We start from the raw sequence: 14,176 nt of genomic DNA, 5'->3' as shown, positions 1-14,176 counted from the left end.
GCAAGGGGTAAAGCACACAATCTTCTGCCCGCACGCCACTCCGTTGTACGTTCTGAACCCTCGCACGCACTTCCACTTCCACTTCCACTTCCACTTCCACTTCCACTTCCACTTCCACTTCCACTTCCACTTCCACTTCCACTTCCACTTCCACTTCCACTTCCACTCGCACTCGCACTCGCACTCGCACTCAACGAGCCCCGGCGCCCACCTCAGTTCCCCGCCGGTGTGGCCGTTGACGTTCCTGCCCTTGATGGCGCCTTGGATTTTTGTTGCGGGGAGGATCAAGAAGGGAGGCCTGCCTGAGCGCAGCGAGTTTGCCTCCCTTCCCTCCCCGCGACACAAATCCAAGGAGTCTTTCGCCATCTCGGGCGCGCCTTTCTTTTACCTACTTTTCTTTGGCAAGACAAAGAAAAGTAGGTCAGCCCCGGCAGGGGATGAAACAAGGGATGAACCACCAAGCCCCAACCCAAAAAACTCAAAAAACTCAAAACAAAAAATACCGCTGCGCCATAGGCAACACCTCAGCCGGCTCACAAGTCAGCACAGTCCCATCCGCCACCACCTGATAAGTCTCCGGATCCACAGAAATATCCGGCTGCCAGTCGTTATGGATCATGTGCGCCTTGGTCACGGTACGCGTGCCCTTGACGACCGCCGTGGTCTTGGCCAGCCCATACTGCTCCGCCACCCCAGCAGCGGCCGCGGACTGCGATAGGAAGCTCAACGACGTCCGCCCCAACGCCCCGCCCGCCGACCCAAACATCGGCCGATAGTGCACAGGCTGCGGCGTGGGAATCGACGCATTCGCATCCCCCATCGCCGCAGAGGCAATCATCCCGCCCTTCAGGATCAGACTCGGCTTCACGCCAAAGAACGCGGGTTTCCACAACACGAGGTCCGCCCACTTGCCGACTTCAACCGAACCGACTTCGTGCGCAATGCCGTGCGTGAGCGCGGGGTTGATCGTGTACTTCGCCACGTAGCGCTTCACGCGGAAGTTGTCGTGGCCGCCGCGCGCGTCGTTCGGGTCACCAGCGAGCTTGCCGCGCTGCACCTTCATCTTGTGCGCGGTCTGCCACGTGCGCAGGACGACCTCACCGACACGGCCCATGGCTTGCGAGTCGCTGGAGATCATCGAGAACGCGCCCAGGTCGTGCAGGATGTCTTCGGCGGCGATGGTCTCGCGGCGGATGCGGCTCTCGGCAAAGGCGATGTCTTCGGCGATGGACGCATCGAGGTGGTGGCACACCATCAGCATGTCCAGATGCTCGTCCAGCGTGTTGACGGTGAACGGCCGCGTCGGGTTGGTCGACGACGGCAGCACGTTCGATTCACCGCACACGCGGATGATGTCGGGTGCGTGCCCGCCGCCCGCGCCTTCGGTGTGATACGTGTGGATCGTGCGGCCTTTGAACGCGGCGACGGTGGCCTCGACGAATCCCGATTCGTTCAACGTATCGGTGTGGATGGCGACCTGTGTATCGGTGTCGTCGGCCACGCCCAGGCAGCAATCGATGGCGGCCGGTGTGGAACCCCAGTCTTCGTGCAGTTTCAGGCCGATGGCGCCCGCGTCGATCTGCTCGCGCAGCGCGCCCGGCAGGCTGCCATTGCCCTTGCCCAGAAAGCCGATGTTCATCGGGTAGGCGTCGGCGGCCTGCAGCATGCGCTGCATGTACCACGGACCTGGCGTGCAGGTGGTCGCATAGGTGCCGGTGGCGGGGCCGGTGCCGCCGCCAATCATCGTCGTCACGCCGCTGTTGAGCGCTTCGTCGATCTGCTGCGGGCAGATGAAGTGGATGTGCGTGTCAACGCCGCCGGCGGTGACGATCATGCCCTCGCCCGCGATGATCTCGGTGCCGGGGCCGATGACGATCGTCACGCCGGGCTGGATGTCCGGATTGCCCGCCTTGCCGATCGCCGAGATGCGGCCGTTCTTCAGACCAATGTCAGCCTTGACGATGCCCCAGTGGTCGATGATCAGCGCGTTGGTGATGACAGTGTCGGCGCAGTCTTTCGATTCGCGCTGGCTCTGGCCCATGCCGTCGCGGATGACCTTGCCGCCGCCGAATTTCACTTCCTCGCCGTAGATGGTGAAGTCGCGTTCGACTTCGACGATGAGGTCGGTGTCGGCCAAGCGGACGCGGTCGCCGGTCGTGGGGCCAAACATTTCCGCATAGGCGCGGCGATCAATCTTCAATGTCATGTCCGTGCCTCGTTCAAAGCTTGCCCATCACACGGCCGGCGAAGCCGTAGACCACGCGGTCACCGGCCAGCGCCACAAGTTCGACCGTGCGCTCCTGCCCCGGCTCGAAACGCACGGCGGTACCGGCGGCGATGTTCAGCCGAAAGCCACGCGCAGCTTCGCGGTCAAAGCGCAGCGCGTCATTGACTTCATAGAAGTGGTAGTGCGAGCCGATCTGCACCGGGCGGTCGCCCGTGTTTGCCACCGTGACTGTCATCGTGGGGCGGCCTGCGTTGAGTTCCAGTTCGCCGTCTTGCGGGAGGAGTTCACCGGGGATCATGTCGCGCCCCTCAGACAGCCGCCGCCAGCAGGCCGGCGCCATACAGCGCCACGCCCACACCCGACAGACGCGCCAGCCACGCCAGACGCGGCTTCAGCGCAAACCCGGCGCCGATACCGGCGGTATGCAGCAGCGCCGTCGCCACGGCAAAGCCGCCAACGAAATACGGGAACATGGCTTGCGCGCCTGCGGGGAATTCCGTGCCATGCGCATAGCCGTGGAACAGCGCGAACGCGCCGCACAGCAGTGCACCACCCCAGGCCGGCAGTTGCGCGCGTGCGGCAATCAGCAAGCCGAACACCAGCAGCGATGCGGCGATCATCGGCTCAGCCATCGGCAAGGCCACGCCGCCTGCGCCGAGCAGCGCGCCCAGGATCATCAACGCAACAAAGGCGACCGGTGCCCACAACGCGTCGCGCACCGAGCGCGAGGCCAGCGCGCTCCACACCCCCACGGCCACCATCGCCAGCAGGTGATCTGCGCCGGTGAGCGGATGCAGGAACCCGGCGAGCAGGCTGCCCCCGGCGGTATGGCCCGGATGCCCCGGGTGAGCAAAGGCAACGGAGGCGCCAAACGTGAGCGCAATGGCCGCAGCGGGCCGGACGAAGCGAGACAGGGTATGCGTCATGGCAGGACTCGTAGTGGTGAGTGGCGTGCGGACTTCAAACAATCGGGTGATGGACGGTGACGAGCTTCGTGCCGTCGGGAAACGTGGCTTCGACCTGGATGTCGGGAATCATCTCGGCCACGCCGTCCATCACGTCATTGCGGGTGAGGAGCGTGGTGCCGTAATGCATCAGCTCGGCGACGGTCTTGCCGTCGCGCGCGCCTTCCATGATGGCGGCGCTGATGAAGGCGACGGCTTCCGGGTAGTTGAGCTTGAGGCCACGGCCCTTGCGGCGCTCGGCCAGCAAGGCGGCGGTGAAGATCAGCAGCTTGTCTTTTTCGCGCGGGGTCAGTTCCACGAGGGGCTCTCTTCGGTGAGGGTCAATTCAGTTCAGATCGGGCGATGCGGGGTCACGTCGCCATCATGTGGCCATCATGTGGCCCACAAGCGCAGCGGACGGCCCGCTACGCCATGCATCGGTTCGCGCAGCGCCAGCCATGTCTGCGACAACAGGGCGCGTGCATCTTCAGGCCGGCGTGCAAGCACGCGCAGCAGCAAAACGTTTGGCAGGCCGGGCGCATCTTGCGTGAGGCACGTGACGCCTGCGCGCAGGTCATCGTTGTACGGCAGGTGCTCGGCCATCGATTCGGCCAGGGCATCGGTCGCGCCCGCGCCCACGGCCCAGAGCGTGCCGACGACGTGGAAGCCGGCCATGCCCGTCGTCGCGTTCAGCATGGGCGATTGCGTGTCGAAGGCGGCCGATTCAATCCACAGCGGCTGGCCGTTGCAACGCAATGCGGTGCGCATGGCGATGCGGCCTTCGGCCCACGATTCACCGGCGGCGTGGCGGCCGAGCATGGTCGTGTCCCAGCCGATGGCGGTGGCGCCCGGTGCCAGATCCACCGTCAGTTCGATGATCGGGCAGGCCTGGTTGAAGACGATGTTCTCTTGCGGCAGCCAGTCGAGCCGCGCGCCTGCATCCATGCGGATGGCAACACGCTGTGTGGCCGTGCGGCCGAGCGACTTGTACCACTTGGTGGCGCCGGGCGTGGTCAGGACCGCATGCGCATCGGCACCGACTTCGATGTCGATATCGAGCACATCGCCGCCGGCAATACCTGCGGGCGGATGCAGCATGACGGCATGGCAGACGCCCTCGCCTTCCGGATACAACGCCTTCTGCACCCGCAGCGGCCCCTGATGCCGGCAGGTGGCCAGCACGGTGCGCTCACCGCGCCGCGCAAACGCCAGGCGCAATGAGGCTTCCCAGGATGCAAATGCGGAGGCCTGCGGCGGAACAGGAAAATCGGGATGGCGCATCGGTCATGCAATCGGGAGGGGTCCCTCATGAAACGCGGCTACACGCTTCACATTGGGCCCCACCCTAAGCAAACGGAAAGGTTTTCCATCATAGCCAGATGCCGCCCATTTGGCACCCGACTTTTTCACAAGACACCTGTGCGTCAAACCGCCACCAGATCGCGCACGCCATCGGCCTCCATGTTGGCGCCGTCGCCGCTGGCAATGATTTCACCGCGACTCATGACGACGTAGCGGTCGGCAATGCTGCGGGCAAAGTCGTAGTACTGCTCGACCAGCAGCACTGACATGCCGAACTCGTCCACCAGGCGCCGCAGCGTGCGGCCGATCTCCTGAATGATCGACGGCTGGATGCCTTCGGTCGGCTCGTCCAGGATCAGCAGGCGCGGCTCGCTCATCAGCGCACGGCCGATGGCCAGTTGCTGCTGCTGGCCGCCCGAGAGGTCGCCACCGCGCCGGCCCCTCATCTCCTTGAGCACCGGAAACAATTCATAGATGGAATCGGGCACTTTGGAAGGTGCACGCTTGGCGGCCGCACCAATCAGCAGGTTCTCTTCCACCGTCAGGCGCGGGAAAATCTCGCGCCCCTGCGGCACATAGGCGAGCCCCTGCGAGACGCGCTCGTAAGCTGGCAGCTTCTGGATGGTGCGGCCTTTCCAATCGATCACGCCGCTGGCGGTGGGCACCACGCCCATCAGGCATTTGAGCAAGGTCGTCTTGCCGACGCCGTTGCGGCCAAGCAGCGTGGTCAGCTTGGCCGACGGCACGTCGAAGCTGACATTGCGCAGGATGTGGCTGCCGCCGTAGAACTGGTTCAGTTGCTGGACCTGTAGCATCGCGTTCTTTCCTTTTGCCTTGAGGGGGCTCTGAAAAACGTAGCGAGCGGTTCGATGTTGGCCTGAGAAGCGCAGCCGTACATGGGTACGGCGAGCATCACAGCGGCAAGATCGGGACGCGCAGTCGTTTTGCAGAGTCTTCTAGCGCCCCAGATAGGATTCGATCACCCGCTCATCGCGCTTGACGGCATCGAGCGTGCCTTCGGCCAGAACGCTGCCTTCGGCAAGCACGGTCACGCGCCCTTCCGCCCCCGCCAGCGCGGCGACAAACTCCATGTCGTGCTCCACGACCATGATCGAGCACGTGCCACGCAGGCCGTTGAGCAACGCGGCGAGCTGCATCGTCTCTTCATCCGTCATGCCGGCAACGGGCTCATCGAGCAACAGCAGTTGCGGTTGTTGCATCAGCAGCATGCCGATCTCAAGCCGCTGCTTCTGCCCGTGCGAGAGCAGCCCCGCGGGCCGATACGCCTCGGCTTCCAGGTGGATGCGGCCGAGGGTTTCTTCGATGCGCTGGCGGCCGTCGTTCAGCAGACGCGCGCGCAGCGACACCCACCAGCGCTTGTCGGCCTTCATCGCCAGTTCCAGGTTCTCCCACACGGTGTGCTGCTCGAACACGGTCGGTTTCTGGAACTTGCGGCCGATGCCGATCTGCGCGATACGCGGTTCGGTCAGGCGCAGCAGGTCGATGGTCTGCCCGAGGAACACGCGACCCGTCACGTCGGCGTTGCGCGGCCCCGTCTTGCCAGTGATCACGTCCATCATCGTGGTCTTGCCCGCGCCGTTGGGGCCGATGATGCAGCGCAGCTCACCATGGTCGATCGACAGCGTGAGCGCATTCAGCGCGCGGAAGCCGCCGAAGCGCACGGTCACATCTTCGAGGTACAGGATGGCGCCGTGCGAGACATCGATCGTGTCCGGCTCAACCACATGGCCCATGCCGGTGGCGGTGCCGGTCTCCGCGCGATCGGGGAGTTCGGTGAAGGTGCTCATGCGTGGTCTCCGGTGACGGTCGCGGCTTCATGCGCCTTGGCTTGCGTGGGCGCACGCTTTTGCATGCGCAGCTTGCCCATCAGCCCCAGCACGCCGTTCGGCAGATACAGCGTCACCAGCACGAAGATCGCCCCGAGCACAAACAACCAATATTCAGGCACCCATGCGGTCAGCAACGTCTTGGCCCCGTTGACGAGGAACGCACCGATGATCGGGCCGATCAACGTGCCGCGCCCGCCCACGGCCACCCACACCGCCATCTCGATCGAATTGCCCGGCGACATCTCGCCCGGGTTGATGATGCCGACCTGCGGCACGTAGAGCGCGCCCGCAATGCCGCACAGCACTGCCGAGAACGTCCACACGAACAGCTTGTAGCCGAGCGGGTTGTAGCCGGAGAACATCACGCGTGCTTCGGCATCTCGGATGGCAGTGACCACGCGGCCGAACTTGGACGTGACGATGGCGCGGCACGCAATGAACGCCAGGGCCAAGGCGACGAACGTTGCGACGAACAGCACGGTGCGGGTTGGCAATGCAGAGATCGGGAAGCCGAGAATGCGCTTGAAATCCGTAAAGCCGTTGTTGCCGCCAAAGCCCGTCTCGTTGCGGAAGAACAGCAGCATGGCCGCATACGTCATCGCCTGCGTGATGATGGACAGGTACACGCCCTTGACGCGTGAGCGGAAGGCGAAGAACCCGAACAGCCATGCCAGCACGCCGGGCACCAACACCACCAGCAGCGCGGCCCAGGCGAAGTGCTCGGTACCGTGCCAGAACCAGGGCAGCTCCTTCCAGTCGAGGAAGACCATGAAGTCCGGCAGATCGCTCTTGTACACACCTTCACGGCCGATGGCGCGCATCAGGTACATACCCATCGCATAGCCCCCCAGCGCGAAAAACACGCCATGGCCGAGGCTGAGGATGCCGCAATAGCCCCACACCAGATCGAGCGCCAGCGCCGCAAGGGCGTAGCACATGATCTTGCCGACGAGCGTGAGCGCATACGCCGACAGATGCAGCGGGCTGCCTGCCGGCACGAGCAGCGCGCACACCGGCGCGCCAATGCACACGATAAGCGACACCAGCACCAGCGCAGACCATCCGCGCCGCGAGAGCAACGGCATGCGCGCCGGAATATCGAGAGAAAACTTGGTCGTCGTCATATCAGGCCTCCGCGCTGCGGCCCTTGAGGGCGAACAGCCCCTGCGGACGCTTCTGGATGAACAGCACGATCAACACCAGCACGATGATCTTCGCCAGCACCGCGCCATAGAACGGCTCGATGAACTTGTTGATCAGCCCGAGGCCGAACGCCCCGATGATCGTGCCGGCCAACTGCCCGACCCCGCCCAGCACCACGGCCATGAACGAATCGATGATGTAGCTCTGGCCGAGGTCCGGGCCGACGTTGCCGATCTGCGAAAGCGCGCAGCCGCCCAGCCCCGCAATGCCCGCGCCAAACGCGAATGCGTAGCTGTCGACCTTCCAGGTGCGCACGCCAACGCAGGCCGCCATCGTGCGGTTTTGCGTAGTGGCGCGCACGAACAGGCCCAGGCGCGTGCGATTGAGCACCGCCCACGCAATCGCCACGACGGCCAGCGCAAACAGCAGAATCACGAGCCGGTTGTACGGCAGGATCAGCCCCGGATAGAGCGCAACGCCACCGCTCATCCAGCTCGGGTTGGCTACCTCCACGTTCTGTGCACCGAAGATGGAGCGCACCGCCTGCATCAGCAGCAGGCTGATCCCGAACGTGGCGAGCAGCGTTTCGAGCGGGCGGCCATACAGATGGCGCAGCACCAGCCGCTCCAGAGCAAAACCGACGATGGCTGCGGCCAGGAACGCGGCAGGCAGCGCTGCCGGGAGATACCAGTCGAACGCGTTCGGAAAGTAGTTGCGGAAGATCGTTTGCACGACGTACGTGGCATACGCGCCGATCATCAGGAATTCGCCGTGCGCCATGTTGATGACGCCGATCAGGCCGTAGGTGATGGCCAGCCCGAGCGCCGCGAGCAGCAGCACGGAGCCCAGGCTCAGGCCGGCAAACAAGTTGCCGATCAGTTCAGATTTGCGCTCCTGTGCGGCCAGACTATCGAGTGCTTGCTGTGCGGCGGCACGCAGTTCGCCGTCGGCGCCGCTGTCTTTCGCGAGCAGCGGCGCAATGCGTTGCCGGGTCTGCGGGTTGGTGTCGCCCGCGAGCAGCTTCAGTGCTTCGAGCTTCTCGGCATGTGTGCCGTCGTCGAGTGCGAGATTGGCCCACAGCAGATGCAGCTTGCTGCGCAACTCCGGATCGGTCTCATGCTTGCGTGCGGCGTCGACAATGGGGCGCGATGCCGTTTCCGGATGCGCGAGCAGCGTATCGACGGCCTGCGCGCGCACGGCGCGATCGGGCGATTGCAGCACAAAGCCGCTCGCCGCGCTGTCCACCTGGGCACGCAAGGCATTATTCAACGTGAGGGATTGCAGGTCATCGGCCTTGACGGTCACGGGTTGGCCCGAAATCGCATCGAGGTAGCGCTCGCCGTCCTGGCGCACCATGCCGGCGGCAGGCGCAAAGAACAGCGCGTCGTTCTGCAACGCTTGCAGAATCGGGCCGGCCTGTTCGGCAGGCGCAGCGGTGAGCGCGTTGAGCGTCTTTACCTTAGCGTCGAAATCGTCTTCGGCCAGCGGCTTGAGATCGGCCTGGGTCAAAGGTTGTCCGGCAGCCCACGCAGATACCGCGGGCATCGCAGCCAGACAGACCGCGCACAGCAGCGCGGCAAAGAATCGGGACAAGCGCATCATGGCAATCCGATACGTGGCGGCCGATGTCGAAACCGGTCCGCCACGTCGTACAGCGTCGTTCAAAGGACCGGCTACGTTAGACACATGGCCGGCCCACCTGACCACATCACTTGCTTGCAACCATGTCAGGCTTGCCCTCGTTGCCGGGGATGTACGGGCTCCACGGCTTGGCGCGAATCACCGTCGGCGTCTTCCACACGACGTTGAACTGGCCATCGCCGCGCACCTCGCCGATCATCACGGGCTTGCTCAGGTGATGGTTGTTGTTCATCACCAGCGTGAAGCCCGACGGTGCCTTGAACTGCTGGCCGTACATCGCCTTGCGGACCTTGTCCACGTCGGTGGAACCGGCCTTTTCCACGGCCTGTTTCCACATCATGATGCCGACGTAGGTGGCTTCCATCGGGTCGTTGGTGACGCGCTTGTCACCGCCCGGCAGGTTGTTGGACTTGACCCACGCAGCCCACTTCTTCTTGAAGTCGTCATTGACCGGGTTCTTGACCGACATGAAGTAGTTCCACGCTGCCAACTGGCCGGCCAGCGGCTTGGTGTCGATGCCGCGCAGTTCTTCTTCACCCACCGAGAAGGCCACCACCGGTACATCCTTGGCCTTCAGGCCAGCGTTGCCGAGTTCCTTGTAGAACGGCACGTTCGAATCGCCGTTGATGGTGGAAATGACAGCGGTTTTGCCGCCCTGCGAGAACTTCTTGATGTTGGCGACGATGGTCTGATAGTCGGAGTGACCAAACGGGGTGTAGACCTCTTCGATGTCGCTGTCCTTCACGCCCTTGCTGTGCAGGAACGCGCGCAGGATCTTGTTGGTCGTGCGCGGGTAGACGTAATCGGTACCGAGCAGGAAGAAGCGCTTGGCGCCGCCGCCTTCCTTGCTCATCAGGTATTCCACCGCCGGAATGGCTTGCTGGTTGGGCGCCGCGCCGGTGTAGAAGACGTTCTTCGACATCTCTTCGCCTTCGTACTGCACCGGGTAGAACAGCAGGCCGTTCAACTCTTCATAGACGGGCAGCACCGACTTGCGCGACACCGACGTCCAGCAGCCGAACGTCACGGCCACCTTGTCCTGCGTCAGCAGGCCACGTGCCTTCTCGGCAAACAGCGGCCAGTTCGAAGCCGGGTCCACCACCACCGGTTCCAGCTTGCGGCCCAGCACACCACCGCTCTTGTTGATCTCGTCGATCGTCATCAGCGCCACGTCTTTCAGCGACGTTTCGGAGATGGCCATGGTGCCCGACAGCGAATGCAGGATACCGACCTTGATCGGGTCCTTTGCCTGAGCAAACGCGAAGTTCGACACGGACAACAGCGTTGCGGCGGCGACGGCAGACAGCTTCAACAGCTCACGACGTTTCATTGCGGCTCCTTGGGTTTATTGGTGGCGAGAACGACTCCCCGGGACCCAAAATTGCAACTACCGTGCCATCACATTTGGCTCATTCGAAGGGAAATCCGCGCCAAAACGGTGCCAAAGCCGCGCCAAGAACGCGCATTTGTTCGACAGGATGCGCCCGCTTGGGGCGCATGAAGACAAGCACAAAACAAGCGGAGTGCAAGGGCAAGCCAATGAAAAAGAAAGGCCGGCATTGCGCCGGCCTGGTGAACCTACGAAAAGCGAGACTCAGGAATAGCGGCGCGAAATCGATTCGGCCACGCAAACCGGGCGCTCCTGCCCTTCGCGTTCGATGGTCACAGCCCAGGTCATCTGAGCGCCTGTCAGCGTGGGCGCATTAGGCAATGGTGGCAGCGCTTCCATTTCCACCAGCTTCACGCGGGCGCGCACACGGCTGCCCACCGGCACGGGCGCGGTGAAACGGACCTTGTTCAGGCCGTAGTTCACGCCCATCTTCACGTCGGCCATCTCGATCGCGTTCGCCATCAGCATCGGCAGCAACGACAGCGTCAGGAAGCCGTGCGCCACCGGCGCTCCGAACGGCGACTCGCGCTTCGCACGCTCAACGTCCACGTGAATCCACTGGTGATCGCCCGTGGCCTCGGCGAAGAGGTTCACCTGCTGCTGCGTGATCTCTGTCCAGTCGCTCACGGCAACTTCCTGGCCGATCAAGCCTTTGAGCTCGTCGAGCGATTCGATGATGCGCATCTGGGTTGTCTCCTTGTTGTGATGCGATGACGGGTAATCAAGCCTTCGGGCGCCGGCCAAACAGGCCCATGCCCGTCACCGTGCAGACGAGTTCGCCGCGCTGGTTACGCGCCTCCCAGCGGTTGACGGCCACGCCGCGGTCCGGCTTCGACTGCGACGGACGTACTTCCATGCATGTGCTCGACACTGACAGCGTGTCGCCCGGATACACCGGCTTCATCCAGCGGATTTCATCCACGCCGGGCGAACCCATGCTGGCCGCCTTGCCGAGGAAGCCGGTCACCATCAGCCGCATCATGATGGAGCAGGTCATCCAGCCGCTGGAAATGATGCCGCCGTAGATGCTGTGCTTGGCGGCTTCCGCATCGATGTGGAACGGCTGCGGATCGTACTGCCGCGCGAAGGTCAGGATCTCTTCTTCGGTGACGGTGTAGGTACCCATCTGCAGCGTACGACCGACTGCGAAATCATCGAAGTAGAACTCGTACGATCGCGTTGCTTCTGCCCTTTCGTTCTCCGCCATATCGTCTCCTCCAAATGACAACGCCCCGCACGAATGCGGGGCGTTCAGGTTTGCCGTTACGCTGCTTGCTGGAAGCCAGGCAGCGATGCGAAGCGTGCCAGGTGATGATCCACGTCGCCCAGCGTCGTGTTGATCATCGTCAGCCGCTTGAACATGTGCGCGGCGGGCAGTTCGTTCGTGACGCCCATGCCGCCGTGCAGTTGCACGGCTTCCTGGCCAACGTCACGCGCTGCCTGTCCGACACGCGCCTTGGCCGCAGACACATAGCGACGGCGTGCCTCGACGTCGCCATCTTCAAAATGCGCAGCGGCCAGATAGGTAATGGAGCGCGCTTGCTCGCCATGGATGAACATGTCAACCATGCGGTGCTGCAATGCCTGGAAGCGCGCGATGGGCACGCCAAACTGCTGGCGGGTCTTGGTGTACTCCAGCGTTGCAGCGTTCAGTGCATCGATGAGGCCGATCGCTTCAGCGCACAACAGCACGCAACCAAGATCCGCCACGGCGTCGATCGTTTCCCACGCTTCGCCCGCGGCGCCAAGCAGCGTTGCCGGTGCGTTGTCAAAGCGGATGTCCGCAGCGTGCAGGTTGTCGATCGTGCGGTAGTCCTTGACCGTGACGCCGGCCGCAGTGCGGTCGACAACAAAGAGCGACAGGCCCGACGTATCACGCGCTTCGCCGCCCGTGCGCGCCGAGACGATCAGCTTGTCTGCCTGCGCGCCATGCACCACAACCGCCTTCTCGCCCGTGAGCGTCCAGCCACTGCCCTGCTGCGCGGCACGCGTGGTGACGTTGAAAAGTTCGTAACGCGATTGGGGCTCGCCGAAGGCGATAGCCAGCTTCACGGCGCCGCCGGCGACTTCTTCAAGCAAGGCATCCTGCCCGCCTGCAAGCTTGAGCGCCTGCGCGCCAAGCACGGTCGCCTGATACGGTTCCACGACCAGGCCGCGGCCGAGTTCCTGCATCACCACCAGCAAGTCCATTGCGCGGCCGTCAAAACCGCCTTGTGCTTCGGGCACCGGCAACGCGGTCAGGCCCAGTTCGGCCAGCGCATCCCAGTGAGCCTGTGACACGCCTTCCGGCGAGTACACGACCTTGTTGCGGGCCTCAAAACCATAGTCTTTGTCGATGAAGCGGCGCACTGCATCGGCCAGTTGCTTCTGCTCGTCGGTGAACGAGAAATCCATATTTGTCTCCGATATGTGTTCTGTCGCCGTTCTGCTCAGACGCCAAGGATCATCTGCGAGATGATGTTGCGCTGGATCTCATTCGACCCACCGTAGATCGAGGTCTTGCGATAGTTGAAGTAGTACGGCGCAAGCGGCGCGGCATCGTTGTCGCCCGTCACCGCCTGCGAGGTGTCGCCTTCCAGGTAGCTCGGGTCGAACGGCTGGGCATACGGCCCCACTGCCTCGACCATCAACTCGGTCAGCATCTGTTGGATCTGCGTGCCCTTGATCTTGAGCAGCGACGCCTCGGGGCCGGGGCCTTTGCCGGCGTTCTCGCTCGACACCACGCGCAGCACCGTCATCTCCAGTGCCAGCAGTTCAATTTCCAGCGACGCCACCTTGGCACCGAACACCGGGTCCTGCAGCAGCGGCTTGCCGTTCTTCTGGTGTTGCTTGGCAACGCGCTTGAGAAACGCCAGTTCGCGCTTGGAATTGCCCACACGCGCGATGCCCGTGCGCTCGTGGCCGAGCAGATACTTGGCGTATGTCCAGCCGCGGTTCTCATCACCGATCAGGTTTTGAACCGGTACCTTGACGTTGTCGAAGAACACCTCGTTCACTTCGTGCTCTTCGTCCAACATGATGATGGGGCGCACGGTAATGCCCGGCGTCTTCATGTCGATCAGCAGGAACGAAATGCCCTCTTGCTTCTTCGCGTCCGGGTCCGTGCGGACCAGGCAGAAGATCATGTCGGCGTGTTGGCCGAGCGTGGTCCAGGTCTTCTGACCGTTGACGATGTAGTGATCGCCTTCGCGCACGGCGCGCGTCTTCACCGAGGCCAGATCGGAACCGGAACCTGGCTCCGAATAACCCTGGCACCACCAATCGGTGCAGTCAACGATGCGCGGCAGGAAATAGCGCTTCTGCGCTTCATTGCCGTATTTCATGATCACGGGGGCGACCATGCTGACGCCGAACGGCAGCACGCCGGGCGCGCCGACCTCCGCGCATTCTTCGTCCCAGATGTGCTTTTGGATGGGAGACCAGCCGGTGCCGCCCCACTCGACCGGCCAGTGAGGTACCGACCAACCCTTGGCCGCGAGCGCCTTGTGCCAACGAACGAAATCGTCGCGGTTCAGGCGGCGGTGGTTCAACACCTTGTCTTGGATGTCCTTGGGCAGATTGGCTTCCAGCCAGCCGCGGACTTCCTGGCGGAACGCATCATCGGCCGCCGAGTAGTTCAGATCCATGCCTGTCTCCTGTGGTTGGCTCCCCACCGCGGCAAATCGGTGGAGAACGTTCT

14 protein-coding genes are annotated in these 14,176 nt (G+C 63.4%); all 14 read right to left on the bottom strand.

What is annotated here, in order from left to right; translation table 11 throughout:
- Window positions 1–487 precede the first annotated feature (487 nt).
- The 14 genes from ureC to DOD19_RS04770 all read right to left on the bottom strand — a co-directional run bounded on the left by ureC (window position 488) and on the right by DOD19_RS04770 (window position 14,123).
- Complete coding sequence (ureC, locus tag DOD19_RS04835; RefSeq protein ID WP_112184286.1) at window positions 488–2,206, bottom strand: urease subunit alpha; 1,719 nt, start codon at window positions 2,204–2,206, stop codon at window positions 488–490.
- 13 nt (window positions 2,207–2,219) lie between these two features.
- Window positions 2,220–2,525, bottom strand: coding sequence for an urease subunit beta (locus DOD19_RS04830; RefSeq protein ID WP_112184352.1), 306 nt, complete (start codon window positions 2,523–2,525; stop codon window positions 2,220–2,222).
- Between the two features lie 10 nt (window positions 2,526–2,535).
- Window positions 2,536–3,153: a HupE/UreJ family protein gene (locus tag DOD19_RS04825; RefSeq protein WP_024975314.1), complete on the bottom strand. Its 618-nt coding sequence runs from the start codon at window positions 3,151–3,153 to the stop codon at window positions 2,536–2,538.
- Window positions 3,154–3,187: 34 nt separating this feature from the next.
- Window positions 3,188–3,490 (bottom strand): urease subunit gamma, encoded by a 303-nt coding sequence (gene ureA, locus DOD19_RS04820; RefSeq protein WP_045206205.1) that lies wholly within the window; start codon window positions 3,488–3,490, stop codon window positions 3,188–3,190.
- Window positions 3,491–3,564: 74 nt separating this feature from the next.
- Window positions 3,565–4,452 carry an urease accessory protein UreD gene (locus tag DOD19_RS04815; protein WP_112184282.1) on the bottom strand — a complete coding sequence of 296 codons (888 nt, stop codon included), beginning with the start codon at window positions 4,450–4,452 and terminating at the stop codon, window positions 3,565–3,567.
- A gap of 143 nt (window positions 4,453–4,595) precedes the next feature.
- Window positions 4,596–5,288 (bottom strand): urea ABC transporter ATP-binding subunit UrtE, encoded by a 693-nt coding sequence (urtE, locus tag DOD19_RS04810; RefSeq protein ID WP_112184280.1) that lies wholly within the window; start codon window positions 5,286–5,288, stop codon window positions 4,596–4,598.
- A gap of 141 nt (window positions 5,289–5,429) precedes the next feature.
- A complete protein-coding gene (gene urtD / locus DOD19_RS04805; RefSeq protein ID WP_024975310.1) occupies window positions 5,430–6,281 on the bottom strand; it encodes an urea ABC transporter ATP-binding protein UrtD in 852 nt (283 codons plus the stop codon).
- A complete protein-coding gene (gene urtC, locus DOD19_RS04800) occupies window positions 6,278–7,447 on the bottom strand; it encodes an urea ABC transporter permease subunit UrtC (protein ID WP_024975309.1) in 1,170 nt (389 codons plus the stop codon). Before urtC ends, urtD begins: the two co-directional genes overlap by 4 nt.
- A 1-nt stretch (window position 7,448) precedes the next feature.
- The gene (urtB, locus tag DOD19_RS04795; RefSeq protein ID WP_112184278.1) at window positions 7,449–9,068 is read right to left on the bottom strand and encodes an urea ABC transporter permease subunit UrtB; all 1,620 of its coding nucleotides are present in this window, start codon (window positions 9,066–9,068) and stop codon (window positions 7,449–7,451) included.
- Window positions 9,069–9,174: 106 nt separating this feature from the next.
- Window positions 9,175–10,437, bottom strand: coding sequence for an urea ABC transporter substrate-binding protein (gene urtA / locus DOD19_RS04790; protein WP_024975307.1), 1,263 nt, complete (start codon window positions 10,435–10,437; stop codon window positions 9,175–9,177).
- 264 nt (window positions 10,438–10,701) lie between these two features.
- Window positions 10,702–11,181 carry a MaoC family dehydratase gene (locus DOD19_RS04785; protein WP_024975306.1) on the bottom strand — a complete coding sequence of 160 codons (480 nt, stop codon included), beginning with the start codon at window positions 11,179–11,181 and terminating at the stop codon, window positions 10,702–10,704.
- A gap of 37 nt (window positions 11,182–11,218) precedes the next feature.
- Window positions 11,219–11,704: a MaoC family dehydratase gene (locus DOD19_RS04780; protein ID WP_112184276.1), complete on the bottom strand. Its 486-nt coding sequence runs from the start codon at window positions 11,702–11,704 to the stop codon at window positions 11,219–11,221.
- 56 nt (window positions 11,705–11,760) lie between these two features.
- A complete protein-coding gene (locus DOD19_RS04775) occupies window positions 11,761–12,891 on the bottom strand; it encodes an acyl-CoA dehydrogenase family protein (RefSeq protein WP_112184274.1) in 1,131 nt (376 codons plus the stop codon).
- A gap of 35 nt (window positions 12,892–12,926) precedes the next feature.
- Window positions 12,927–14,123 carry an acyl-CoA dehydrogenase family protein gene (locus tag DOD19_RS04770; protein WP_024975303.1) on the bottom strand — a complete coding sequence of 399 codons (1,197 nt, stop codon included), beginning with the start codon at window positions 14,121–14,123 and terminating at the stop codon, window positions 12,927–12,929.
- Window positions 14,124–14,176 lie beyond the last annotated feature (53 nt).

Source organism: Ralstonia sp. GX3-BWBA (genome assembly GCF_003290055.1).
In the GTDB taxonomy this organism is placed as follows: domain Bacteria; phylum Pseudomonadota; class Gammaproteobacteria; order Burkholderiales; family Burkholderiaceae; genus Ralstonia; species Ralstonia holmesii.
The sequence above is the reverse complement of the archived record's forward strand: the minus strand, read 5'-3'. Positions and strand labels throughout refer to the sequence as shown.